A 23,489-nucleotide genomic window follows, 5' to 3' on the forward strand; every position below is an offset into this window, starting at 1 on the left:
ACGCCTGATCGCTAACGTCGGGGCGTGAGCGGTTTAGGAGACGGAGGACAGCTGAGGGGAGAAGGGTGGGAGATGGCCACCAGAGATCTCGACCTCAGCGTGGAAGAACCCAGCAACCGCGCGGACGCGGCCGTACTCAAGGAAAGCACCGGACTGACCTTCAGGTGGGAGCTCGGCCCCGCCAAAATGGAGGTCGCCACCGATGAGGCCCAGTCGATGTCGCCGTCCGCGATCGGCATCGCCATGCTGCTGCTGTCCGCCGGAAGCAGCGTGCCCGCCGTGGTCCTCGCCCTGGCCAACCAGATGCTCCACGCCCCCGCCGTGCTGATGGCCACCGGATCGATCGCACTGTTCCTGGTGGTATTCGCCACCGGCACGCTACTGATGCTGCACGGCGGGGCAGTCGCGAAGTCCCCGCAGGCCCCCGCCGCTGGAGACCGCCCGGCCTCGGACAACGGGCGTTCGCGCGCCCGTCGACGGTTCCGGCCGCACCGCCCCGCATCGCGTCGCTCCCGCTGATGCCACGCCGGCGCGGTGTGGACGTAGCGCTGTAGGCGAACGACGCACGGGCACGCCACTCGGCGTGCCCGTGCGCGGGGCCGTACGCGTCAGTGGATCGAGAGGGAGCGCCGTCCGGCACACGTTCTCCACCCGGCAGGTGTCTTCCCGCCTGCGGCCCGAGGAGTCTCATGGCGGCTCAGCGGCAACGGGCGGGAAATCCAGGTGAAGTTCGCGCGCTGCGGGAGCACCATCGGCGCATGGACGTGGAAGGTTTCGTACGCGACGGCTACGTGGCCGTCCGGGGCGCTTTCGATGCGGATACGGCCAGGGCATGCCGGGAGATGATCTGGGAATCGCTGGGCGAGCGGGGAGTCCGTCGGGAGGCCCCCGACACCTGGCGCCCGAGCGTGGAGATCCCCTGCCCTTCCGGCGAGCCGTTCACGGCAGCGGCCACGTCGCCGGTGCTGACCGCTGCATACGACGAACTGATCGGGCCGGGCAGGTGGACCCGTCGGGACCGGGTCGGCGGCGCGGTCCCCGTCCGCTTCCCGTCGGAGGAATACCCGGGGATGGGTTCCGGCTATCACGTCGAAGGCAGCTACGAAGGGCCGGACGGAGGCTTCTGGGTCAACCTGCGCTCCCGTGCAAGGGGGTTGCTCGCACTGTTCCTGTTCTCCGACACCGGCGCCGATGACGCGCCGACCCGCCTCGTCAAAGGCTCGCACCTGCACATCCCGCCGGTCCTCAGGCCCTTTGGCGAGACCGGGGTTCCCGCCGAACAGGTCGAATCGCTGTGGCGACCGTCGGTGCTGTGCCGGGCCACCGCGCACGCCACCGGCAAGGCGGGCGATGTCTACTTGTGCCATCCCTTCATCGTGCACACCGCCACGTGGCCGCACCGGGGGACGATTCCACGGATGATGGCCCAGCCCGCCGTGCACGTACGGGAAGGGTTCATCGTCGATGGCTCCGACCCTTCTCCGGTGGCCCGGGCGATCACGGCCGGGCTGGCCATGTCCTCCTGAGCACCCGGGATGATCTGCGCGCAGCAACACCGGCAACACCACCCCCTGAGACGAAGCCGTCCGAGACGGCAGGATCACCCGAGACGGACCGCCCGCGGCAGTGGCCGGGTCAGAGGCGTTCGATGATCGTGACGTTGGCCTGGCCGCCGCCCTCGCACATGGTCTGGAGGCCGAACCGCCCTCCGGTGCGCTCCAGTTCGTTCAGCAGCGTCGCCATCAGCCGGACGCCGGTCGCCCCCAGCGGATGGCCGAGGGCGATGGCGCCGCCGTTGACGTTGACCCGCTCGGGGTCGGCACCGGTCTCCTTCAGCCAGGCCAGGACGACCGGCGCGAACGCCTCGTTGATCTCGACCAGATCGATGTCCTCGATGGTCATCCCGGCCTTCTTCAGCGCGTACGCCGTGGCGGGGATCGGGGCGGAGAGCATCCGGATCGGGTCCTCGCCGCGGACCGAGAGGTGGTGGATCCGGGCACGCGGGGTGAGCCGGTGCTCGGCCACCGCCCGCTCCGAGGCGAGCAGCATCGCCGCCGCGCCGTCGGAGACCTGCGAGGAGACGGCGGCGGTCAGCCGGCCGCCCTCGACGACCGGCGCGAGGGCGGCCATCTTCTCCAGCGAGGTGGTGCGGCGCGGCCCCTCGTCGGTGGTGAACTCCCCGTAGGGGACGATCTCGCGGTCGAAGCGGCCCTCGTCGATCGCGCGGATGGCCCGCTGGTGGGAGCGGAGCGCGAACTCCTCCATGTCCTGGCGGGAGATGTCCCACGTGGTGGCGATCAGTTCGGCACCGTGGAACTGGTTGACCGGCTGGTCACCGTAGCGGGCCCGCCAGCCCTGGGAGCCGGCGAACGGGCCCTGGGTGAGGCCCAGGGGGTCGGCGGCCTGGCGGCTGGCGAAGGCGATCGGGATCTGCGACATGTTCTGCACCCCGCCCGCCACGACCAGGTCCTGGGTGCCGGAGAGCACGCCCTGGGCGGCGAAGTGCACGGCCTGCTGCGAGGAGCCGCACTGCCGGTCGACGGTGACCCCGGGCACCTCTTCGGGCAGCCCGGCGGCCAGCCAGCAGGTCCGGGCGATGTCCCCGGCCTGCGGACCGACGGTGTCCAGGCAGCCGAAGACGACATCCTCGACGGCGGCCGGGTCGGCGCCCGTACGCGCCATCAGCGCCGTCAGCACATGGGCGCCCAGATCGGCGGGATGGACGGCCGAGAGCCCTCCGCCCTTCTTCCCCACCGGGGTGCGGACCGCATCGACGATGTACGCCTCGGGCATGGTGAACTCCTTGGTCTGATTCTGCGGAGGTGCCGGTCAGGTCCGCAAGGCGATGCCGTCCAGCACCGTCGTGAGGTACTGGCGGGCGATCTCCTCGGGGCTGTGCTGTGCGCCCGGCCGGTACCAGGAGGCGGCGACCCAGACGGTGTCGCGGACGAACCGGTACGTCAGCCGGATGTCGAGATCGGCGCGGAAGACCCCGGCGGCCACCCCGCGCTCCAGGGTGCCCAGCCAGGCCCCGGCGAACTTGTCCCGGGCGTCGGCGAGACAGCCGAACCGCGGCTGCTGGGCGGCCAGGTGGCGGGCCTCCTTCTGGTAGATCGCGACGGCCGCGCGGTGCCGGTCGATCTCCCGGAAGGACTCGGTGACCAGGGCCTCGACGGTCTCGCGGGGGCCGAGCCGCGCGGCGAGGACCGCCTCGTAGCCGGCCCGCAGCTCGTCGAGGAAGGTGGACAGGATCTCGTCGAGCATCGACTCCTTGGAGTCGAAGTGGTAGTAGAGGCTGCCCGCGAGCATTCCGGCCGCATCCGCGATCTGCCGGACGGTGGTGGCGTCGTAGCCGTGGGCGGCGAACACCTCCGCGGCGGTGGCGAGGAGTTCGCGGCGGCGCTCCTCAGGCATGCTGGGAGCTGACGGAGACGGTCTCGCCCGTCATGTAGGAGGCGTAGTCGCCGGCCAGGAAGACGATGACATTGGCGACCTCCCAGGGCTCGGCGTAGCGGCCGAACGCCTCCTTCGCGGTGAGCTCGGCCAGCAGTTCGGGCGTGGTGACCTTCACCAGGTGCGGGTGCATGGCGAGGCTGGGCGCGACCGCGTTGATCCGTACGCCGTGGTCGGCGGCCTCCAGCGCGGCGCAGCGGGTGAGGGCCATCACCCCGGCCTTGGCGGCGGCGTAGTGGGCCTGGCCGCGCTGGGCGCGCCAGCCGATGACGGAGGCGTTGTTGACGATCACGCCGCCGCCCGAGGTCCGCATCCGGCGGAGTGCGGCGCGGGTGCAGCGGAAGGTGCCGTTCAGCGTGACGTCGATGACCTTGCCCCACTGGGCGTCGGTCATCTCGACGAGTTCGGCGGTGCCGCCGAGCCCGGCGTTGTTGACCACGATGTCGAGCCGGCCGTGCCGCTCCTCGGCCAGCGCCAGCAGCGCCTCGACCTGCGCCTCGTCGGTGACGTCACAGGGCAGCCCGGCGACCCGGTCCGGCCCGAACTCCGCGGCCAGCGCCGCCGCGCTCTCGGTCAGCCGCCGGGTGTGCGCGTCGCCGATGACGATCCGCGCTCCCTCCTCCAGGAACCGGCGCGCGGTGGCCCCTCCGATGCCGGCACCGGCCGCGGCGGTGATGACCGCCGTCCGCCCGCTGAGCAGATCATGACCGGGTACGTAGGGCGGTGGGGTCATGCCGGCGCCTCCTTCGGCAGGCCGAGCACCCGCTCGGCGACGATGTTCCGCTGGATCTCGTTCGAGCCTGCGTGGAGCGTGTCGGCGCGGGAGAAGAGGAACAGCCGCTGCCGGTCGTCCAGGTCGTACGGTTCCCCGGCGGCGAGCGTGCGGTCCGCGCCGCGGATGTCCATGGCGAGTTCGCCGAGCGCGCGGTGCCAGGTCGCCCAGGAGATCTTCCCGATGGACGCCTCCGGACCGGGCGCTCCGGCGGCGACGCCCTCCAGCATCCGCCGGGCGTCGAAGCGGGGCTGCCGCGGCCCCGCAGGTCCGCGAACTCCCCGGCGAAGTCGGCCCGCAGCCGGCTGCGGAACTCGGTGCGGAAGCTCGCGACGGTGGCGGGGCCTCGACGCTGCTCATGGCCGTACGTTAACCTACCAAACACTTGTTAGGGAAGGAGTCGCCGATGACCTCCGGCGAGGACACGTCCGTCGTGCGCTACGAGCGGCAAGGCTCGGTCGCCACCGTCACGATGAACCGCCCGGACTACCGCAACGCCCAGAATTCCGCGATGACCTACGCCCTGGACCGCGCCTTCTACCGCGCCGCCGAAGACAACGACGTCAAGGTCGTGGTGCTCGCCGGCGCGGGCCGGCACTTCTCCGCGGGCCATGACATCGGCACCCCCGAACGCGACGCCCATCTGCCCTTCGACCGCACGGCAGGGCTGTGGTGGGACCACTCGGACAAGGAGGGCGCGGAGAGCCGCTTCGCCCGCGAGTCCGAGGTCTATCTGGGGATGTGCCGCCGCTGGCGGGAGCTACCCAAACCCGTCGTCGCGGCCGTCCAAGGGGCTTGCGTGGCAGGCGGGTTGATGCTCGCCTGGGTCTGCGATCTGATCGTCGCCTCCGAGGACGCCTTCTTCGCCGACCCGGTCGTACGGATGGGAATCCCCGGCGTGGAGTACTTCGCCCACCCGTGGGTGATGCCGCCGCGCATCGCCAGGGAGTTCCTCTACACCGGCGACCGGATGACCGCGCGGCGGGCGTACGAGGTGGGCATGGTCAACCGCGTCGTACCGCGCGACGAACTGGCCGACCGCACAACCGAGTTGGCACTGCGGATCGCCGAGATGCCCCGGCTGGGCCTGGCCCTGACCAAGCGCGCGGTCAACCAGGCCGAGGACCTTCAGGGCCTGCACACCGGAATGGACTCGGTGTTCGGACTCCACCACCTCGCGCACGCCCACAACGCGGAGACCGCCGCGGACCCGCTCGCCGGGGTGGACATCGCGGCGATGCGCCGGCACGGCGCGGACGGCTCGCCCCGCCCCCGGCAGGCGGGAGCGTAATGGACCGCGAAATCATGGGAGTTGGCGTCTGATGGATCTCGACTTCACCGCCGCCGAGGACGCCTTCCGGACCGCCGCACGGGCCTGGCTCACGGAGAACGTGCCCGCAACCCCCCTCCCGTCGCTGGAGACCCGCGAGGGGTTCGCCGCGCACCGCGACTGGGAACGCCGGCTCGCCGCCGACCGCTGGTCGGTGGTCTCCTGGCCCGAGGCGTACGGCGGCCGGGGCGCCTCCCTCCTCCAGTGGCTGGTCTTCGAGGAGGAGTACTACGCCGCCGGCGCACCCGGCCGGGTCGGCCAGAACGGCATCAGCCTCCTCGCGCCGACCCTCTTCGAACACGGCACGGAGGAGCAACGCGCCCGCGTTCTGGGCCCGATGGCCACCGGCGAGGTGGTCTGGGCGCAGGCGTGGTCCGAGCCGGAGTCGGGATCGGACCTGGCGTCGCTGCGCTCCACGGCCGTACGGACCGACGGCGGCTGGCTGCTGAGCGGCCAGAAGACCTGGTCGTCCCGGGCCGCCTTCGCCGACCGCGCCTTCGGCCTGTTCCGCAGCGAGCCGGGCACCGACAAGCCGCACCACGGCCTGACGTATCTGATGTTCCCGCTGGACGCGCCGGGTGTGACGGTGCGGCCCATCGGCCGGCTGGACGGCAAGCCGGCCTTCGCCGAACTCTTCCTCGACGAGGTGTTCGTCCCGGACGCGGACGTCATCGGCGAGCCGGGACGAGGCTGGTGGGTCGCGATGAGTACGGCCGGCAACGAACGCGGGCTGACCCTGCGCAGTCCGGGCCGCTTCACGGCCGCAGCCGACCGGCTGACCGCGCTGTGGCACGCGGCGGCCGACCCGGGCGACACCGCGCTGCGCGACCGGGTGGCCGACGCCGTGATCGGCGCCCGCGCCTACCGGCTGTTCGCCTACGCCAACGCCTCGCGCCTGGCCGCCGGTGGCACCCTGGGTGCCGAGTCCAGCCTGAACAAGGTCTTCTGGTCCGAGCTGGACATCGCCCTGCACGAGACCGCCCTCGACCTCCTCGGCCCCTACGGCACCCTCGCCGACGGCGCCGACGAGGCTCCCGCACACGGCAGTTGGGCCGATGGCTACGTCTTCTCCCTCGCCGGCCCGATCTACGCGGGCACCAACGAGATCCAGCGGAACATCATCGCCGAGCGGCTGCTCGGCCTGCCGAAGGGACGCCGGTGATGCGGTTCCTCCTGACCGACGAGCAGCGGGAGTTCGCGCGGACGCTGGACGGTATGCTCGGCGCGTTCGGTACCCCGGCTGTCGTGCGGGCCTGGGCGGCCGGGGAGCACAAGCCGGGCCGCGACCTGTGGGCGCGGCTCGCGGAGACCGGGGTGTTCGCCCTCGCGGTCCCCGAGGCGTACGGAGGACTGGGCCCACTCCCCCTCGAACTCGCCGTCGCCTACACCGAGTTGGGCCGCCATGCGGTACCCGGCCCGCTGGTGGAGACGGCCGCCGCGGCGGCCTTCCTGGACCGTCTCGGCGAGACCGGGGCGGCGGACGCCTGGCTGCCCCGCATCGCCTCCGGTGACGCGATCGTCGGGCTGTGCGCGGACGGTGCACCGTTCGCGCTGGACGCGGACGCCGCCGACGCGGTCTTCGTCGTCCGGGGCGACACGGTGTGCCGCACGGAGGCCCACGGCCCGGTGCAGCCCTCGCTCGACCCGGCCCGCCGGCTGTCCCGCCCGCTCGGAGGCACCGTTCTCACCCGCGGCCCGGCGGTCACCGCGGCCGCCACGTACGCCACCGACACCGCCCGGCTGCTCACCGCCGCGCAGGCGCTCGGCCTGGGCCGCGCCCTGCTGGACGAGACCGTCGGCCACGTCAAACGGCGCACCCAGTTCGCGGTGCCGATCGGCTCGTTCCAGGCGGTGCAGCACCGACTGGCCGACACCCTCCTCGCCCTGGAGTTCGCGCAGCCGCTGGTCCATGCGGCGGCCCTGGCACTGGCCCGGGACGCCGCAGGTGCCGGCCCGGATATCGCGGCGGCGAAGGTGGCGGCGGGCGAGGCATGCCATACCGCGGCGCGCACCGCGCTCCAGCTGCACGGCGCGCTCGGCTACACGGACGAGCCGGACCTCTCCCTCCGGATCCGCAAGGCCCGCCCGCTGCGGGACGCCTGGGGCACCCCGTCCGAGTGCCGCGCCCGGGTCCTGGCCGGATAGCGCCGCCCGCGCGCGCCACCGCCGCCGTACCCGTCGATCCGACCGAGGTACGGGGGCGGCTCCTTGCGCGGCACCGCCTTCAGCCGACGCGCGGAAGGTCCGTCAATCCCGGTTCCTCGGCCAGTCGCCGGCGGTGTTCGGCAGGTGCGCCGAAGAGCTGGGCGCTCCCGTGCGCGCGCTTGAAGTAGCGATGGGCGTCATGCACCTGGGCCCGCACGGCGCCCCGGGGCACCCGTACGCCTCCCCGGGCATGGCCCCGGACCTCACCGGGCTGCCGCCCGCGCTCCTCGTCCTGCCCGAGTGCGACCCGCTGCGGGACGAGGGGCGCGCGTACGGACGCGCCCTGCGGCGGGCGGGCGTGGCGGTCCGCGTCGACGAATGCCGGGGGACCTTCCGCGGCTTCCTCGGCGCGGCCGGCCGACTGCCGGCGGCGGACCGGGCGCTCCGTGCGGTCGGCGACTGGCCGGCCGGCACCCTGTGTGACGGCTGAGTGACGGGCGGATGGAGGAGGGATGGTGACACAGTGAGCGGGAGCCGTGGCGGCCTGTCGATACGGTGCGCCGCCGCACCTCAGGTGCCAGACTTGAAGCACCGCGCCCGGCGGCCGGCCGGGGCCCTTGGGACCGAGGGGAACATCATGACCTGGGCATCTTGGACCACGGTGGGGATCCACGCCCGCCCCGGCGCGGTGCGCACCGAGGAGATCGGCCCGATGCAGGGCGACCTGACCATTCACACCACGTGGTCGGAGGACGAGGCGCACGTGGCCGTGCAGTACACCGGGTCGTCGGACTGGTACACCATGGTCGGCAGCCCCGTGCCCTGCCATTCGGAAGAGGACAGCCGGACCTTCCATCAGGCCGTGGTGGAGGCGGTGCGCGGCGGCGAGAAGGCGCATGCGTCGCTGGAGGAACTCTTCCATATGTAGCGCCCGCGAGGGCGCCCAGGACGATCCGGGCCGGGACAGCAGCCGCTGTCCCGGCCCCTGCCATGCCGGGCAACCCTCGTACCGCGTCGTGCGTCCCCCCTCCCAGAACACATTTGGTCACCTTGTGACTACCTAAAGCTGATGAATTGTCAATTTTTGAATTCTTCGCATCGGAAATCGATCATTTTCCTTTACATGCGCATGCCAGACATACCAGGGTTTGCGCGGGGCCACACAACCCCCACGGTGCCCAACGGCACCGTGCGTACGGGCGGTTGGCGAGCCGGCCGCCCCCGCAGCCCAAAGGACCCACACCGGTGCGTAGACCCCACATACGCAGGTACCACCTGGCGATAGCCGTGGCCGTGACCACGGCCGCCACCCTCACCTCCGGAACCGCGGGCGCCGCCACGGCCGCCCCCGCCACCCCCTCCGCCCCCTCTTCCGCTTCCCCCTCCGTCGTCGACGCTGCCCGCGCCGCCGCCTACGCGCACTCCGCGGCGACCGGTGTCGGCAGCCAGGACACCCTCCAGGCCACCGACACCCTGGTCGACCCCGACGGCCGGCAGCACGTGCGCTTCCTCCGCAGCCACCGCGGACTGCCGGTGCTCGGCGGCGACCTGGTCATCCACCTGGGCGCCAACTCCGCCTACGAGGGCGTCACCCGGGCCTCCCGCCATCAGGTCGACGTCACCACCACCGACCCGAAGCTCACCGGCCGGCAGGCCGCGGCCAAGGCCGCCTCCGTTGCCCAGGGCCGGGCCGGCGAGCCCCAACTGGTCGTGGACGCCCGCGAGAACCGCACGACGCTCGCCTACCGGGTGCACGTCGACGACAGCCGCACCGCCGAGTCCGGCGGCGCCCGGACCGTCGTCGTCGACGCCACCACCGGTGGCGTGCTCAGCGACATCCCGGCCGCCGACTCCTTCCTGTCGCCCTCCCTGCAGCGCACGCTCCGGCAGCGCGGCGAGCGGCTCGCGCCCGCCACCGGCCCGGCCGCCGCCGCGTCCGCCACTGCCACGCCCGGCAAGGCCGGCGGCTTCCCCGCCCCGGCGACCGGCACCGGCTCGTCCTTCTTCGTCGGCACCGTGCCGCTGTCCACCACCCAGACCGGCAAGGCCGCGTTCACCCTCAAGGACAGCACCCGCGGCAACACCGAGACCCGCGACGCCGGCGGCAGGGAACTCGACAAGTTCGCCGACGGCAAGGCGCTCACCAGCACGACCGACCACTGGGGCAACGGCACCGCCGCCGACCCGACCACCGCCGCCGTCGACGCCCAGTACGGCATCACCAGCACCCTGGACTTCTACAAGAAGACCTTCGGCCGCAAGGGCATCAAGAACGACGGCGCCGGCGCGCACGCCCTGGTGCACTTCGGCAAGAACGTCGGCAACGCCTACTGGTCCTCGGACTGCGGCTGCATGCTCTACGGCGACGGCGACGGCAAGACCTTCACCCAGCCGCTGGTCGTCCTGGACGTCACCGGCCACGAACTCACCCACGGCGTGGTCGACGCGACCGCGAAGCTCCAGCCCACCCGCGTCGACGCCGAGGGCAACCAGTTCGGCGAGCCCGGCGCGCTCAACGAGTCGCTGGCGGACATCTTCGGCACCGCGGTCGAGTTCGCCACCAACAACCCGAAGAACCCCCCGAACTACCTCATGGGTGAAAAGCTGGGCCTCCAGCAGAAGTTCCTGCGCCGGCTCGACAAGCCCTCCCTCGACAAGCTCGAAGGCACCGTCGACTACTGGTCGAAGCAGACCCACGACACCGAGGTGCACGCCGGCTCCGGCGTCTCCTCGCACGCCTTCTACCTGCTCGCCGAGGGCAGCGGGAAGAAGACCATCGGGGGCTTCGCCTACGACTCCCCCACCTACGACGGCGCGAAGGTGACCGGCATCGGCCGGGACAAGGCGACGGCGATCTTCTACCGGGCACTCACCCGGTACATGGTCTCCACCACCGACTTCCACGACGCCCGGATCGCGACCCTCAAGGCCGCCAAGGACCTCTACGGCGCGGGCAGCACCGCGTACAAGACGGTCGACCGCGCCTGGGCCGCCGTCAACGTCACCGCCGCCAACGCCCCCGGCAAGGGCTGAGCCGACCCGCCCCGTCCGACAGGTGCCCCCGCCACGCGCGGGGGCACCCGCGCGTGGCGGTCGACGGGTGCGGGCCCGTCCCGCGCCCGGACCTCGATCGTCGGCGGCCGGGTCCTCGTCGACCGCGGCGAGCCCCGACTTCCGGAGCCGATGGGGAAGTTGCGGGAGCACGGACGGGTGGCACGGCGCATGCAGCGGACGCAACGATAGCCGAATCGGCAACCGGCCGGCCCGCTGGGCGAGTTGGCGTTCACCGGCCCGGCCCGCGAGCCGCCCCGCGCCGCCACCCGCCCCTCACCGCACCGCTTCCCCCGCCCGCCACTCGGGCGCGCGCCCCAGCGCCGTAAGGATCAGCTCCAGCACACCCGCGCCCTCGGCGCCCGACAGCCCCGGCTTGAAGGAGCTGCCGGCGGCGAGCCGGGCCTCGCCGTCCGGGACCGCGCGGGCGATCGGGAGGGCCGCCGCGAGCAGTTCGGGGTCGGGGTCGTAGGCGAGGCCGAGGCTGCGGGCGACATCCCAGCCGTGGACGACGTAGTCGATGAGATGGAAGCCGATGGCCTGGATCGCGGGGAAGGTCCGGTCGGTGGTGAATTCGGGGAGGGCGAACTGCCGGCCGGGGGTGTCCACGGCCGCGAACGCGGCGATGACCTCCTCGGTGGCCGAGCGGTGGTCCGCCACCACGTCCGGGATCCGGTCGCCCGGCGGGCGGACCGCCCAGTGCGCCAGGTCCTCCCCCCGCCCCAGGGCCGCCGCCGCGAAGCCCCGGTGCTGAGCGGTCATGTGGCCGAGCAGGGCGGCGAGGTCCCACTCCGAGCAGGGCGTCGGCCGCACCAGGTCCCCGGGGGCGAGCCGGCTCACCAGCGCCGCGCTGTCGCGCACCGCGCGGGCGTTGAGCCTCCTGAGGCGGTCGAACGCCGGGCGGTCGGGCTCCGCGGAGGGCGCACCCGCGCCGTACGGGTCCGGGCTCGCGGTGTGCGGTTCGGCAGAGTTAATAGGCATGCGCTTACGATCTGCGTGAGCACATGATCTGTCAAGGGGTATTTTCCTGTCCATGGCCGAGAACGCAGCTGACCTGGACACCTCCTCCGCGGGGCGGCCGACCCGCCCCGATCTGGCCGCGATGCTGGTGCCGTTGGGCCGGGCGCTGACCGCCCTGGAGCAGCCGGTACTCGACGCGCACGGCCTGGCCATGTGGGCGTATTCGGTACTGCTGCACCTCGACGAGACCCCGATCCGCACCCAGGCCGCCCTGGCCGAGACCATCCGGGCGGACAAGACCCGGATCATCCCGGTCCTCGACGACCTGGCGGCCCGCGGACTGATCCGCCGTCAGCCCGACCCCGGGGACCGGCGGGTCCGGCTGCTCTCCCTGACCCCCGAGGGCCGGCGGCTGCGCGACGCGGTCCAGTCGGACATCCAGCGCGGCGAGGAGCGGCTACTGGCCCGGCTGCCGGCCGCCGACCGGGACGGTTTCCTGCGCGGCCTCCAGGCTCTGCACGCCGCCCTGCCCGAGCTGTCGCCGCGCAGGGCCGCGGACGGCCGATGACGTAGGGAAGGCGCCGGCAGCGGTGACGGACCGGTACCGTCAACTCGCCGCGTTCGGCGGCGTATTGGCCGTCGTGGCGGGCAGACACCCGGAGGGCTCGTACGGCAACCGGGAGCCGGGGCGCAATCCGAGCGCCACCAGGAGGACGGCCACCGCGAGGAACCCGGCCAGCACCGCGAAGCCGGTCAGGCTCGACCCCGTGGCATCGGTGAGCCACCCCACCAGATACGGCCCGGCGAACCCGCCCAGATTGCCCAGGGCGTTGATCAGGCCCATCGCGACCGCCACCGCCTCGAACCGCAGCAGCTGCCCCGGGATCGCCCAGAACGGGCCGTAGGGCGCGTACACCGCGGCGGCCGTGAGACACAGCAACAGCATCCGGGGCAGCGCGCCGTGCACGGCCTGCCCGAGGAGCAGGGCGGCGATCCCGACCACCAGGGGGACGGCCACCGCCTGCCGCCGCCGGCCGGTGCGGTCGGACCAGGCGGCGTTGCCGATCATCGCGACGAGCGCGACGGTGAACGGGATCGCGGTGAGCAGCCCGACTTCCGTCGGGGAGCCGTTGTGGGTCAGCTCCTTGATGACGGAGGGCAGCCACAGGCTGAAACCGTAGAAGCCGGTGATCCAGAAGAAGTAGACACCGATGAGGACCAGGACCGGCCGCTGCCGGACCGCGTCCCGGTACGAGCCGCCGCCCGCCGGGGACTTGGCGGCCTCGTCGGCGGCGAGCGCCCGCTCCAGGTGGGCGGCCTCGGCCCGGGAGATCCAGCGCGCCTGCGCCGGCCGGTCGGCGACCGTGAACCACCACACCACCGCCCACAGCAGCGGCGGCAGCCCCTGGAGCACGAGCACCCAGCGCCAGCCCGCGTGGTCGAGCATCCAGCCGGACAAGGGCGCCATCAGGACGGAGGACAGCGGCAGGCAGGCCATCCAGAGCGCGTTGGCGCGGGCCCGTTCGCGCAGCGGGAACCACGAGGCGAGGAGGATCAGCACCGCCGGCCAGACGCCGCCCTCGAAGAAGCCGAGGACGAAGCGCGCCACGTAGAACTGGCCGCGGGTCCGGACGAGACCGGAGAGCATCGCGGACAGCCCCCAGGCGACCATGAGGATCAGCACGGTCTTCCGGGCGCTCCAGCGCTGGGCGAGGACCGCGGCCGGGATCTGCAGGAAGACGTAGCCGACGAAGAAGATGCCGCCGGCGAGCCCCTGGTCGGCGTGCGAGAGCGCCAGATCGCCGTGCATGTAGGGGAGGATGACGGAGATGTTGTTGCGGTCCAGGTACGCCAGCATGTACATGATCGCGGCGACCGGGATGACGTAGGCCCAGCGCCGTGCCGGAATCGGGGGCAGCGGAGCGCCGTCCGCGTGCGGTGCGTCGGTCATCGCCCGACCGTCGTCCCGTAGATGCGCTTCACGCAACGGGAGGTTAGCAGCCGGCCGCTCTGCCGATCAGGGGCCGTCGGGGGCGGACTCCCCGTCGGACAGCGCCTGTTCGGTCCAGATGACCTTGCCGTCGCCGGTGTACCGGGTCCCCCACCGCTCGGCCAGCTGCGCGATCAGGAAGAGGCCGCGCCCGCCCTCGTCGGTGGTGGCCGCCTGCCGCAGATGCGGGGAGGTGCTGCTGCGGTCGGCGACCTCGCAGATCAGCGAGCGGTCCCGGATCAGCCGGACGCGGATGGGGCCGGCGGCGTAGCGGATGGCGTTGGTGACCAGCTCGCTGAGGATCAGCTCGGTGGTGAACGCCTCGTCGGCCAGCCCCCATTCGATCAGCTTGCGCACGGCGGCGGCGCGCACCTGGGCCACCGCCGAGGGGTCGGCGGGCACGTCCCAGTCGGCGATCTGCGCGGCGCCGAGCACCCGGGTGCGGGCCACGAGCAGCGCGATGTCGTCGGCCGGGCGGTCCGGCAGCAGCGCGCCGAGCACCGCCTCGCAGGTCTCCTCCGGTGTGCGGTCGGGGTGTCCGGCGAGCGTACGGCGCAGCAGCGCCATGCCCTCGTCGATGTCCCGGTGGCGGCCCTCGACCAGTCCGTCGGTATAGAGCACCAGGCTGCTGCCCTCGGGGAGTTCCAGCCGGCAGGTGTCGAAGGGCATCCCGCCCAGCCCCAGGGGCGGGCCGCCGGGTACGTCGACGAACGCGGCACTGCCGTCCGGGCGCAGCAGCAGCGGCTGGACATGGCCGGCGCGGGCCATGGTGCAGACCCCGGAGGCGGGGTCGTAGATGGCGTAGAGGCAGGTGGCGCCGGTGACGGACGCCTCGGGGCCGTCGCCGGTGCCCTCGGTGCCCTCGTCCTGGTCGATGCGGGTGACGAGTTCATCGAGGTGCCACAGGAGTTCGTCGGGCGGTACGTCCAGGTTCGCGAAGTTGTGGACGGCGGTCCGCAGCCGGCCCATGGTGGCCGCGGCGTGCAGCCCGTGCCCGACGACGTCGCCGACCACCAGCGCCACCCGGGCCCCGGGCAGCGGGATGATGTCGAACCAGTCGCCGCCGACGCCGCCCAGCCCGCCGAGGCCGGCCTGGGCCGGCCGGTAGCGGAAGGCGGCCATGACGGCGTTCTGGTCCGGCAGGGCCCGCGGCAGCAGGCTGCGCTGGAGGGTCACCGCCATGGCGTGCTCGCGCGTGTAGCGCCGGGCGTTGTCGATGCTCACCGCGGCACGGGCGACCAGCTCCTCGGCGAGCGAGAGATCTTCCTCGTCGAACGGCTCGGGGGTGCGCGAGCGCCAGAAGAGGACCACGCCCAGGATCACGCCGCGGGCGCGCAGCGGAACGGCGATCAGCGAGTGGATGCCGTGAGCGACGATCTGCCGGGCCCGTTCGGGGTCGTGGTGCTGCCAGCCGGCGAACTCCGCCAGATCGCTGTCCAGGAACGGCTCACCGGCGGGCAGGCGGGCGCCGAGCGCGGTGTGGGGCGCGAAGCGAATCGGTTCGCCGACCGGGTAGAGCGAGCCGTCGGGCGGTTCGCCGCCGACCGCCGTGCGGCGCATCTCGATGCCGGCGCCGGTGACCGTCGGTTCCTCGCCGCCGAGGACGGACACGGCCAGGTCGACGGTCGCCAGGTCGCTGAAGCGCGCGGCCCCGAACCCGGCGAGTTCCTCGCAGGTGCGCACCACGTCGAGGGTGGTGCCGATCTCGGTACCCGCGTCGTAGAGCAGCTTCAGCCGCCCGCGGGCCACGTCGGCGCGGCCGGTGACGGCCTGCAGCTCGGTGGTGTCGCGCAGGGTGGTGACGCTGCCGGGCGGGCCGCCGTCCTGGTCGGTCGACCGCTGGTTGACGGCTAGCAGGCGCTCCCCGACGGGGTGGACCTCGTCGGTGACGGTCCGGCCGGACTCCAGCAGGCCGGCGGTGGCCGGGTCCAGTCCCAGGTCGGCGACCTGGCGTCCTTCGACGTCCGGCGGGAGGTCGAGCAGCCGGCGCGCCTCGTCGTTGGCGAGGACCAGCCGCCCGTCGCCGCGGACGATGATCACCCCTTCGCGGACCGCGTGCAGCACCGCGTCGTGGTGCTCGTACATGCGGGTCATCTCGGCGGGTCCCAGGCCGTGGGTCTGCCGGCGCAGCCGCCGGGTGACCAGGGCCGTACCTCCGGTGGTGAGCAGCAGGACGCCGGCCGCCGAGCCGAAGAGCAGCGGGAACTGCTCGTTGACGACCCCGCTCACCTTGCTGATGGTGATGCCGGCGGAGACCAGTCCGACGACGTTGCCGCCGTGCCCGAAGACCGGCACCACGGCCTGGACGAGCGGGCCGATGGTGCCGGTGACCTGCTCGGTGACGACGACTCCACGCACCGCGGGCTGGAAGGTGCCGACGAACTTCTTGCCGATGCGGTTGGGGATCGGGTGGGTGTAGCGGATGCCGTCGGTGTTCATGACGACGACGAAGTCGACGCCGGAGCCGCGGCGGGCGGCCTCCGCCCGGGGCTGGAGGGCGGCGGTCGGGTCCGGGCTCTTGAGGGCGGCTTCGAGGCCGGGGGAACTGGCGAAGGTCTGGGCGACGGCGAGCGATCTGTTCCGGGCCTCGCGCTCCGAGTCGGACCCGGACTGCAGCACGAGGGCCGCAATGGCGGCGGCGACGAGCAGGACCACGATCGCCACCTGCAGGAGAAAGACCTGACCTGCGACAGTTCGCATCCGCAGAACCGAACGCGGGCGGCCGTAGCGTCCGGCCATGTCCTCTTTCTACACCTCCCGCATACGGTGGGCGAGCTGCACATCGCGCAGCGCAGCGGCCGTGGGCCGCCGCGCGACGGTCGGTGCACAGGCGTCGGAGGACGATGATCCCGTGGCCGCGGCCCGGGCACCAGGGGGCCAGTAAACCAGCGGGTATGTTTCAGGGCTACGGGTCTGCGGTAGACGTGCGGGCCGCGATAACGCGGCGGGAGCCCCTTGCGTGTAACTCTTCCCACAGGCCCGGACGGTTGCGGCGGCCCTCCGGATCTGCCGCGCGATCATGGCGTTTCGGGCAACACGCCTGGTCAGGGGCGCTTGCTCAGGAGTCGGATGCGGCGCGGGGCGCCCGGACGGGGCCGGGGGGCGGCCTCCGGGCCGGCGGGCGCGTATGAGACGTTCGTGGGCATGCGTATTGCAGAGGACATCCGTGCCGGGGCGGCCGAGCTGATCGACCACCTTGTGCGCGGACTGTGGAAGCCCAACGACGCCGACCGGCAGACCGCCGTCGCGTTGTACCGCTTCCTGGAGACGGGGCTGCCGCTGAACGGCGAGCAGATCCGTTCCGCCCTCGCGCACCCGCAGCCGGCGGCGCCGGCCAGCGCGGGACTGGTGGGGCTGCTGGGGGCGACCGCCGGCCTCCTCGACGACACGGACGTGGCCGACGGCCCCGCCGGGCGGGATGCCGTCGACCACGTGTGCCTGCTGCTGGACGCGCTCGCCCTCTCCCGGCCCGGCGGCCGGTAGAAGGGGCCGCTCAGACCCGCGGCGCCTCGGCGGCCAGGTCGTCCTCCGGGACGGTGATCACCCAGTGGCTGTCCTGCCGCGGGCGGAGGTAGACCGCCCAGTACACCGCCGCCGCGGCGACCACGCCGCCGGTGATCAGCAGGCTGACGGCGCTCTGCTGGCACAGCACCCAGGCCAGTACGACGACCAGCAGGGCGGGGATCGCCGGCCACAGCGGCATCCGCCAGGCGAGGCGGTGCCTGTGCTCCCCGCGGCGGGAGACCAGGGCGCCCAGCGCGACGAAGACGTACATGCCGGCGACGGCCACGCCGGTGACCTCGTTCAGCATGTCCAGCTTGGCGAAGCAGAGCGCGGCGCCGGGAACGCCCACCGCGAGGGTGGCCGCCCAGGGGGAGCCGAAGCGCTTGCCGACGTGCGAGAAGATCCGGTTGACCGGGGTCGGCCAGGCCGCGTCGCGCGCCGAGGAGAAGACCACCCGGGAGTTCTGGATCACCATGACGATCGCCGCGTTGATGATCGCCAGGGCGATGCAGAGGCTGACGAAGGTGCCGACGGCGGAGTTGCTCCAGGTCTGCACCATGCCGGCGATGTCACCGGCGCCGAGGGTCTTGAGGTCGGGGGCGCCGAGCGTGATGGCGACGACCGGGATCAGCACGACGGCGGCGCCGATGGCGAGGGTCCACAGCACGGTGCGGGAGACATTGCGCCGCGGGTTCTCCATCTCCTCGGCGAGGTACACGGCGGTGGAGAAGCCCTGGAGGATGAAGAGCGCGGTGGCCAGTCCGGTCACCATCAGCCCGGCGGTGACGGCCGTACTGGTGCCGTGCCCGGCGTCCATGACGGGGTGGATGAGGGTGGCCGCGGACCGGTGGGGGTGGGTGAAGCCGAGGAACGCGACGAGCGCGCTGGCCACGACCTCCAGGACGAGGAAGATGCCGGTGATCCACGCGTTGGCGCGCAGGTCGAGCAGGCCCATGGCGGTGGCCAGCAGCATCACGCCGGCGGCGGTGTACTGCGGATCGAGGTGCACGAGCGGCGCCAGGTAGTCGGCGGTGCCCAGCGCGATGATGGGCGGCACGATCATGACGACGATCAGCGAGAGCACGAAGACCAGCCAGCCGGCGAGCCGGCCCATCAGGGTGCCGACCATCGCGTACTCGCCGCCGGAGCTCGGGACGAGGGTGCCCAACTCGGAGTAGGTGAAGGCCACTCCGACGCACAGCAGGCCCGCGATGGCGATGGTCAGGGCCGTTCCGGTACCGAGTGTGGCGAACGAGCCCGGCACGATCACGAACAGCGAGGACGCCGGGGTGAGGCAGGACAGCGTGAGCAGGGTGCCGCCGACCACACCGATCGAGCGGGTGAGTCGGGGGGTGTCCGCCGCTGTCGCACTGCGGGTGTCCGGCTCCGAAGCTGCGGTGGCAACAGGCGTGTAGGGCATATCGGTCATCCGTGTCCCATCAGTGCTGGAGGCAGGAAGGGGTGGCACATACAAGGCGGAGTGCCGTAAAGCGGTCGGACCGGATGAATCGCCGGGTCCGCTTCGGTGACCGGAATACAACCGCCGTCGTCGACTCCCGTCAAGGTCTTGTTAAGACACCGAGACAACGAAATCCGCAGCCAACGCCGGACCAGAACGCCCCAATCCATGCGAGAGCAGCGCTGTCACCGCGAATTCCGCTGACCTTGGCGAGCTGCGGATTCCCCTGTGGGGCGCGGGGGCGGGCGGCGTTTTTTGCGGGCGCAATACGGCCGTCAGTCGCCGCGGCGCCCGATTCGCGCCACGAGCAGCGCGACGTCGTCGTGATCGTTGCCGCGCCGCAGCACGCTCAGGAGGCGGTCGCACAGCTCCTCCAGCGGCCGTTCGGGCTCGGCGAGCAGGCCGAGGAGGATGTCCAGGCGGACGTCGATGGGCTGGTCGCGGGTCTCGATCAGCCCGTCCGTGTAGAGCACCACCTGGTCGCCCTCGCGCAGCGGCACGGTGGTCTGCTCGAAGGGCACCCCGCCCACGCCGAGCGGGGCGCCGGTCGGCAGGTCGAGCAGCTCGGGCGGCCGGCCGGGACGTACCACGACCGGCGGGAGGTGACCCGCGACGGCGATCCGGCATTCCTCGCGGTGCGGGTCGTGGACGGCGTACAGGCAGGTCGCGAAGGCCGGATCGAGGCCGCCGGCGATGTGGTCGAGGTGGCGCAGCACCTCGTCGGGCTCCAGATCGAGATCGGCCAGCGCGCGGATGGTGGTGCGCAACTGCCCCATGGTGGCGGCGGCGTTGATACCGCTGCCCATCACGTCGCCGACGACCAGCGCGGTCTTGTCGCCGGCGATCGGGATGACGTCGAACCAGTCGCCGCCGACCTCACTGGCCGCCTGGGCGGGCTGGTAGCGGAAGCCGATCTCCATGGCGGTGGGCTGCAGCGGACGGTGGTTCATCAGATGCCGCTGGAGGGTGAGCGCGGTGCGCCGTTCGCTCTGGTACGAGCGGGCGTTGTCGATGCACACCGCCGCGCGGGCGGCCAGCTCGACGGCGAGCACCGCATCGTCGTCGTCGAACGGCACCTCGTTGCCGATGCGGTACAGCGACAGCGTGCCGAGGACCTCGCCGCGGGCGATCAGCGGCACCGCCAGATAGGAGTGCAGCCCGGCCGCCCGCAGCAGCTCGGCGCCCTCCCCGTCGGCGGCGATCCGCGGCAGGTCCCCCGGGCCCACCCGGGAGACCAGCACCGGGCGGGCCTCGGTGACGGCGCGGGTGATCAGCCGGTCGGCGCCGTACGAGGCGAGCTCCCCGGTCGGGTCGGCGGCACGCACCGCGGGTGTCTCGCCGGACGTGGAGACCGCCAGCGCCCGGAAGCGGGCGGCGCCGTCGCGGCCGACCGCGGCGGGGCGGCGGCCGTCCAGCACGGTGTCGAGGACGTCGACGGCGGCCAGGTCGGCGAGTTCCGGCACGATGACGTCGGCGAGTTCACGGGCGGTCTGGTGGACGTCGAGGGTGGTGCCGACGGTCGCGGAGGCGTCCGCGATCACCGCGAGCCGGCGCCGGGCGCGGGCGGCCTCGGTGGCGGCCCGGTGCTGCTCGGTGACGTCCACGACCGAGGTCGCGAGGCCCAGCACCCGGCCGTTGGGGTCCTCCAGTCGGTAGTACGACACCGTCCACGCCTGGTCGGTGTCGGGATGGCCGGCGGTGCGGCCGAGGGTGAACTGGTCGATCAGCGGCCGGCCGGTGGCCAGCACCTCGCCCATCCGCTCCACGATGACGTCGGTGTCCAGGAAGGACAGCGCCTCCCGGACGTGGCGGCCGACGTGCTGCTCCGCGGGCAGGTCGTTGAGCCGCTCCAGCGCCGGGTTGACCATCACGAACCGCAGATCGGTGTCGAGCACCGCGAGTCCGATCGGCGACTGGGCCACGAGGCGGACGGAGAGCGCCAGGTCCCGCTCCACCCGCCGGAGCACGGCCTGGTCGGTGGCGATGCCCAGGGCGTAGGACTCGCCGCGCTCGTCCAGCAGCCGCATGTTGCGGAACTCGACCAGCCGGACGCTGCCGTCCTTGTGCTGGACGGGGAAGACGCCGGCCCAGCTCCCGCTGCCGGCCATGACCTCGGAGAACAGCTGCAGGACGAGATCGACGTGCTCCGGAGGGACCAGCAGCGGGGCCGCGTACCGACCCAGCGCCTCCTCGGCGGTCCAGCCGAACAGCTCCTCGGCCTGGGGGCTCCACAGCGTGATCCGGCCCTTCGCGTCCAGCATCACGGCAGCCACACCCAGGACGTCGAGCAGCCCGCCGGGCTGCGACGGTCCGGCTCCGACCGGGACGGCGCGCTCGGGGAACGCGTCGGTCGCACCCATCCAGGCACTCCTTCCGCCGGTCTCCGGGGACCGACAGCCGTGGCGCTCCGTGCACCGGCCGACTCTCGCCGTGCTGCCGCTGCCCTCCATCATCCCTCCACACGGGACGGCCGCGCCCCCACACACATGGCGAGCGAGATCCACAAGGGGTGGGCCCGTACCGGATGGAGCATTATGCGTCGCCCTCCGCCAGGTCGGCGACCTCGTTGGCGATATTGGTCCGGCCTCCCGCGACGGCACAACGCCCGCGCCCGACCTCCCGACTTGGAGATGTGGATCTCTTGGGACTACCCTGACATTAGTTGCTAGGGGCAACCAATAATGGAATTTCGCACCACCGGCGTACCCCCATACGCCGCCGGGGTCAGGAGGAATCCGTCGATGCCCATATCCGACCAGCAGTTCCGTACGTACGTGGAGGAGAATCTCGATGCACTTAGCCTCGACCCGGGGCGCGAAGCCCTGGTCCACCAAGGCCGCCGGGTCACCGCCGGCGAGTTCCGCACCCTGGTCCTCAAGATGGCCCGCGCCCTGCGCACCCAGGGGATCGAACCCGGCGCAACCATCACCCTGCTGAGCGGCAACCTGCCGGAGACCATCGCCGCCCGCTACGCCGCCAACCTCATCGGGGCCCGGGTCAACCACCTCTACAACAAGCTCTCCGCCGACTCCCAGGCCGCGATCGTCCGCGACGTCGAGACCCGCGCCCTGATCGTCGATCCGAGGCTGGCCGAACGGGCGGCGGAACTGGTCGAGTTGGCGCCCGTACCCGACGTCCTCGTACTCGGTCCGGCCAAGGTGGGCGCCGACCTGCTGGAGCTGGCCGCCGCGGAGAGCGACGAGCCGTTCGCCACGCTCGCCCGGCCCGAGGACATCTGCACCATCCGCCACACCGGCGGCACCACCGGCCACCCCAAGGGCATCTGCACCACCTTCGAGCAGGTGCGGTGGTTCACCGGGGTGCTGCCGGAGTTCGAGGGCGTGCGGCACCGGCAGCTGGTCTGCACCACCCTCGCCCACGCGGCCGGCTACATGGCCGACACCGTCCTCCAGTCCGGCGGCACCGTCGTCCTGCACGACGACTTCGACGCCAAGGAGGCGCTCGCGGCCATCGAGCGCGAGCGGATCACCGCCCTGTTCCTGCTGCCGCCGCTGCTCTACCAGTTGATGGACCACCCCGACCGCCCGCACACCGACACCTCCAGCCTCCGCATGGTCACCTACGGCGGCTGCCAGGCGTCCCCGGCCCGGCTGGCCGACGCGGTACGGGCGTTCGGGCAGGTGCTGGTGCAGGGCTACGGCCAGAACGAGGCCGGCGGCATCAGCGTGCTGCTGCCCGAGGACCACGACCCGGACCGCCCCGACCGGCTGCGTTCGGCCGGCAAGGTGCTGCCCGACGTCGAGGTGGCGATCCGTGACGAGTCCGGGCGTGATCTGCCGGCCGGCGAGCACGGCGAGGTCTGTGTCCGCTCCACCATGATCATGCAGGGCTACTGGAAGCAGCCCGAACTGACCGCCGAGGTGCTGCGGGACGGCTGGCTCCACACCGGCGACGTCGGATTCCTGGACGGCGAGGGCTACTTGACGATCGTCGACCGGCTCAAGGACATGATCGTCGTGGTCGGCGGCCATGTGTACACCACCGAGCTGGAGGACCTGCTGAACTCGCACCCGCAGGTACTCCAGAGCGCCGTCTACGGCGTCCGCGACGCGGACCGGATGGAGCGGGTGTACGCGACGGTCGTGCGGACCCCCGGCGGCGACGTCGACGCGGAGCAGCTGCGCGCGATGGTGCGCGAAGTCCGCGGCACGATGTACGAGCCGGCGCGGATCGCCTTCGCGGACGCGCTGCCGCTGACCGACGCGGGCAAGCCGGACAAGAAGGAACTCCGGCGCCGCGCCGAGGAGTCGGGCGACGCGGTCTGATCCCGGCCCGCCGGTCCCGGGGCACCGGACCGGCAGTGGCGGGCCGCCGCAGTGCGCAACTGCGGCGGCCCGCCTGGTTCCTGCCGGTCAGAGCCAGCCGAGCAGACCGTGAAGAAGCCAGCCGAGGAGGCCGAAGTGGTGCTCCTCGCACCCCTCGCGGAACTCACGTCCATGGTGGCCCTTGCGGTGATGGCGTCCCTCACGGCCCTCACGGCCCTCGTGGCCGAAGCGACCGAAGCCGAAAAAGTCGCAGTCCTCGTCGCGCCGGTGGTGGCGGAAGTGACGGCCGTGGTGCCCACGGCCGTGATCACCGCTCACCGCGACGGTCTGGCTCCGAGGGGCGGCCTGGACCATACCGGCGGAGGGGACGACGGTGGCCGCGGCAAGCGCCACGGCGGCGACGGTACGCCCTATGAACTTACGCATGCGTTTCTCCTGTTTGGCAGGAAATAGGACAAGTGATGCGTACCGCGCGGTGCCACCGTCCTCGCAGGCACGGCGGCCGTCCACTCCAACGGCCCTCGGAATTGCTCCGGTCG

Annotated in this window: 21 protein-coding genes; 11 read left to right on the top strand and 10 right to left on the bottom strand. The window is 72.5% G+C overall.

Translation table 11 applies throughout. The annotated features are described in order from the left end of the window. Positions 1–72 precede the first annotated feature (72 nt). Together GR130_RS24430 and GR130_RS24435 are read left to right on the top strand one after the other, a co-directional pair. Positions 73–519, top strand: a complete 447-nt coding sequence (locus GR130_RS24430; RefSeq protein WP_159506693.1) for a hypothetical protein — start codon at positions 73–75, stop codon at positions 517–519. A 239-nt stretch (positions 520–758) separates the two neighbouring features. After that, on the top strand, positions 759–1,526 hold the full coding sequence (locus tag GR130_RS24435) for a phytanoyl-CoA dioxygenase (RefSeq protein ID WP_159506694.1): 768 nt from the start codon (positions 759–761) through the stop codon (positions 1,524–1,526). 109 nt (positions 1,527–1,635) lie between these two features. Here GR130_RS24435 and GR130_RS24440 read toward each other — a convergent pair whose 3' ends face one another. Genes GR130_RS24440 through GR130_RS24455 form a run of 4 tightly spaced genes read right to left on the bottom strand, consistent with a single transcriptional unit; the run spans position 1,636 to position 4,455 of the window. Beyond that, positions 1,636–2,793 (bottom strand): acetyl-CoA C-acetyltransferase, encoded by a 1,158-nt coding sequence (locus GR130_RS24440; RefSeq protein ID WP_159506695.1) that lies wholly within the window; start codon positions 2,791–2,793, stop codon positions 1,636–1,638. A gap of 36 nt (positions 2,794–2,829) precedes the next feature. Next, positions 2,830–3,414 carry a TetR/AcrR family transcriptional regulator gene (locus tag GR130_RS24445; RefSeq protein ID WP_159506696.1) on the bottom strand — a complete coding sequence of 195 codons (585 nt, stop codon included), beginning with the start codon at positions 3,412–3,414 and terminating at the stop codon, positions 2,830–2,832. Then, complete coding sequence (locus GR130_RS24450) at positions 3,407–4,186, bottom strand: SDR family oxidoreductase (protein ID WP_159506697.1); 780 nt, start codon at positions 4,184–4,186, stop codon at positions 3,407–3,409. Before GR130_RS24450 ends, GR130_RS24445 begins: the two co-directional genes overlap by 8 nt. After that, positions 4,183–4,455, bottom strand: a complete 273-nt coding sequence (locus tag GR130_RS24455) for an acyl-CoA dehydrogenase family protein (protein WP_443043653.1) — start codon at positions 4,453–4,455, stop codon at positions 4,183–4,185. Before GR130_RS24455 ends, GR130_RS24450 begins: the two co-directional genes overlap by 4 nt. A 176-nt stretch (positions 4,456–4,631) precedes the next feature. Here GR130_RS24455 and GR130_RS24460 point away from each other — a divergent pair, with 176 nt between their 5' ends. From GR130_RS24460 to GR130_RS24485, 6 genes are all read left to right on the top strand, one after another. After that, entirely contained in the window at positions 4,632–5,516 is an 885-nt protein-coding gene (locus GR130_RS24460; RefSeq protein ID WP_159506698.1) for an enoyl-CoA hydratase, read from the top strand. Positions 5,517–5,547: 31 nt separating this feature from the next. Then, positions 5,548–6,717 carry an acyl-CoA dehydrogenase family protein gene (locus GR130_RS24465; RefSeq protein ID WP_159506699.1) on the top strand — a complete coding sequence of 390 codons (1,170 nt, stop codon included), beginning with the start codon at positions 5,548–5,550 and terminating at the stop codon, positions 6,715–6,717. Then, the gene (locus tag GR130_RS24470; protein WP_159506700.1) at positions 6,717–7,700 is read left to right on the top strand and encodes an acyl-CoA dehydrogenase family protein; all 984 of its coding nucleotides are present in this window, start codon (positions 6,717–6,719) and stop codon (positions 7,698–7,700) included. Before GR130_RS24465 ends, GR130_RS24470 begins: the two co-directional genes overlap by 1 nt. A 190-nt stretch (positions 7,701–7,890) precedes the next feature. Further along, the gene (locus tag GR130_RS41425) at positions 7,891–8,190 is read left to right on the top strand and encodes an alpha/beta hydrolase fold domain-containing protein (RefSeq protein ID WP_159506701.1); all 300 of its coding nucleotides are present in this window, start codon (positions 7,891–7,893) and stop codon (positions 8,188–8,190) included. Positions 8,191–8,337: 147 nt separating this feature from the next. Further along, a complete protein-coding gene (locus tag GR130_RS24480; RefSeq protein ID WP_159506702.1) occupies positions 8,338–8,628 on the top strand; it encodes a hypothetical protein in 291 nt (96 codons plus the stop codon). Positions 8,629–8,945: 317 nt separating this feature from the next. After that, positions 8,946–10,733 carry a M4 family metallopeptidase gene (locus GR130_RS24485; RefSeq protein ID WP_159506703.1) on the top strand — a complete coding sequence of 596 codons (1,788 nt, stop codon included), beginning with the start codon at positions 8,946–8,948 and terminating at the stop codon, positions 10,731–10,733. A gap of 294 nt (positions 10,734–11,027) precedes the next feature. Here GR130_RS24485 and GR130_RS24490 read toward each other — a convergent pair whose 3' ends face one another. After that, on the bottom strand, positions 11,028–11,732 hold the full coding sequence (locus tag GR130_RS24490; protein WP_159506704.1) for a TIGR03086 family metal-binding protein: 705 nt from the start codon (positions 11,730–11,732) through the stop codon (positions 11,028–11,030). A gap of 52 nt (positions 11,733–11,784) precedes the next feature. Between GR130_RS24490 and GR130_RS24495 the strand changes: the two genes are divergently transcribed. After that, positions 11,785–12,279, top strand: a complete 495-nt coding sequence (locus GR130_RS24495; protein WP_159506705.1) for a MarR family winged helix-turn-helix transcriptional regulator — start codon at positions 11,785–11,787, stop codon at positions 12,277–12,279. Between the two features lie 39 nt (positions 12,280–12,318). Here GR130_RS24495 and GR130_RS24500 read toward each other — a convergent pair whose 3' ends face one another. Both GR130_RS24500 and GR130_RS24505 read right to left on the bottom strand, forming a co-directional pair. Continuing rightward, positions 12,319–13,662: an MFS transporter gene (locus GR130_RS24500; RefSeq protein WP_159506706.1), complete on the bottom strand. Its 1,344-nt coding sequence runs from the start codon at positions 13,660–13,662 to the stop codon at positions 12,319–12,321. Between the two features lie 66 nt (positions 13,663–13,728). Next, the gene (locus GR130_RS24505) at positions 13,729–16,440 is read right to left on the bottom strand and encodes a SpoIIE family protein phosphatase/ATP-binding protein (RefSeq protein WP_159506707.1); all 2,712 of its coding nucleotides are present in this window, start codon (positions 16,438–16,440) and stop codon (positions 13,729–13,731) included. A gap of 405 nt (positions 16,441–16,845) precedes the next feature. Here GR130_RS24505 and GR130_RS24510 point away from each other — a divergent pair, with 405 nt between their 5' ends. Beyond that, positions 16,846–17,184 (top strand): hypothetical protein, encoded by a 339-nt coding sequence (locus GR130_RS24510; protein ID WP_159506708.1) that lies wholly within the window; start codon positions 16,846–16,848, stop codon positions 17,182–17,184. Positions 17,185–17,194: 10 nt separating this feature from the next. On the opposite strand, the gene GR130_RS24515 is transcribed toward GR130_RS24510, so the two are convergent. After that, positions 17,195–18,634 carry an APC family permease gene (locus GR130_RS24515; RefSeq protein WP_201304981.1) on the bottom strand — a complete coding sequence of 480 codons (1,440 nt, stop codon included), beginning with the start codon at positions 18,632–18,634 and terminating at the stop codon, positions 17,195–17,197. Positions 18,635–18,939: 305 nt separating this feature from the next. Further along, positions 18,940–21,024: a SpoIIE family protein phosphatase gene (locus tag GR130_RS24520; RefSeq protein ID WP_159506709.1), complete on the bottom strand. Its 2,085-nt coding sequence runs from the start codon at positions 21,022–21,024 to the stop codon at positions 18,940–18,942. 381 nt (positions 21,025–21,405) lie between these two features. Between GR130_RS24520 and GR130_RS24525 the strand changes: the two genes are divergently transcribed. Beyond that, complete coding sequence (locus tag GR130_RS24525; protein ID WP_159506710.1) at positions 21,406–22,950, top strand: AMP-binding protein; 1,545 nt, start codon at positions 21,406–21,408, stop codon at positions 22,948–22,950. Between the two features lie 87 nt (positions 22,951–23,037). On the opposite strand, the gene GR130_RS24530 is transcribed toward GR130_RS24525, so the two are convergent. After that, entirely contained in the window at positions 23,038–23,376 is a 339-nt protein-coding gene (locus GR130_RS24530) for a hypothetical protein (protein WP_159506711.1), read from the bottom strand. Positions 23,377–23,489: the final 113 nt, after the last annotated feature.

The sequence above is a fragment of the Streptomyces sp. GS7 genome (genome assembly GCF_009834125.1).
Classification (GTDB): Bacteria; Actinomycetota; Actinomycetes; order Streptomycetales; family Streptomycetaceae; genus Streptomyces.

Excerpts from the sequence above, each read along its gene's own strand:
- GR130_RS24430 (WP_159506693.1), top strand. The coding sequence starts at position 73 with ATGGCCACCAGAGATCTCGACCTCAGCGTGGAAGAACCCAGCAACCGC.
- GR130_RS24435 (WP_159506694.1), top strand. The coding sequence starts at position 759 with ATGGACGTGGAAGGTTTCGTACGCGACGGCTACGTGGCCGTCCGGGGC.
- GR130_RS24440 (WP_159506695.1), bottom strand. The coding sequence starts at position 2,793 with ATGCCCGAGGCGTACATCGTCGATGCGGTCCGCACCCCGGTGGGGAAG.
- GR130_RS24445 (WP_159506696.1), bottom strand. The coding sequence starts at position 3,414 with ATGCCTGAGGAGCGCCGCCGCGAACTCCTCGCCACCGCCGCGGAGGTG.
- GR130_RS24450 (WP_159506697.1), bottom strand. The coding sequence starts at position 4,186 with ATGACCCCACCGCCCTACGTACCCGGTCATGATCTGCTCAGCGGGCGG.
- GR130_RS24455 (WP_443043653.1), bottom strand. The coding sequence starts at position 4,455 with ATGCTGGAGGGCGTCGCCGCCGGAGCGCCCGGTCCGGAGGCGTCCATC.
- GR130_RS24460 (WP_159506698.1), top strand. The coding sequence starts at position 4,632 with ATGACCTCCGGCGAGGACACGTCCGTCGTGCGCTACGAGCGGCAAGGC.
- GR130_RS24465 (WP_159506699.1), top strand. The coding sequence starts at position 5,548 with ATGGATCTCGACTTCACCGCCGCCGAGGACGCCTTCCGGACCGCCGCA.
- GR130_RS24470 (WP_159506700.1), top strand. The coding sequence starts at position 6,717 with ATGCGGTTCCTCCTGACCGACGAGCAGCGGGAGTTCGCGCGGACGCTG.
- GR130_RS41425 (WP_159506701.1), top strand. The coding sequence starts at position 7,891 with ATGGGCGTCATGCACCTGGGCCCGCACGGCGCCCCGGGGCACCCGTAC.
- GR130_RS24480 (WP_159506702.1), top strand. The coding sequence starts at position 8,338 with ATGACCTGGGCATCTTGGACCACGGTGGGGATCCACGCCCGCCCCGGC.
- GR130_RS24490 (WP_159506704.1), bottom strand. The coding sequence starts at position 11,732 with ATGCCTATTAACTCTGCCGAACCGCACACCGCGAGCCCGGACCCGTAC.
- GR130_RS24495 (WP_159506705.1), top strand. The coding sequence starts at position 11,785 with ATGGCCGAGAACGCAGCTGACCTGGACACCTCCTCCGCGGGGCGGCCG.
- GR130_RS24500 (WP_159506706.1), bottom strand. The coding sequence starts at position 13,662 with ATGACCGACGCACCGCACGCGGACGGCGCTCCGCTGCCCCCGATTCCG.
- GR130_RS24505 (WP_159506707.1), bottom strand. The coding sequence starts at position 16,440 with ATGGCCGGACGCTACGGCCGCCCGCGTTCGGTTCTGCGGATGCGAACT.
- GR130_RS24510 (WP_159506708.1), top strand. The coding sequence starts at position 16,846 with ATGCGTATTGCAGAGGACATCCGTGCCGGGGCGGCCGAGCTGATCGAC.
- GR130_RS24515 (WP_201304981.1), bottom strand. The coding sequence starts at position 18,634 with ATGACCGATATGCCCTACACGCCTGTTGCCACCGCAGCTTCGGAGCCG.
- GR130_RS24520 (WP_159506709.1), bottom strand. The coding sequence starts at position 21,024 with ATGGGTGCGACCGACGCGTTCCCCGAGCGCGCCGTCCCGGTCGGAGCC.
- GR130_RS24525 (WP_159506710.1), top strand. The coding sequence starts at position 21,406 with ATGCCCATATCCGACCAGCAGTTCCGTACGTACGTGGAGGAGAATCTC.
- GR130_RS24530 (WP_159506711.1), bottom strand. The coding sequence starts at position 23,376 with ATGCGTAAGTTCATAGGGCGTACCGTCGCCGCCGTGGCGCTTGCCGCG.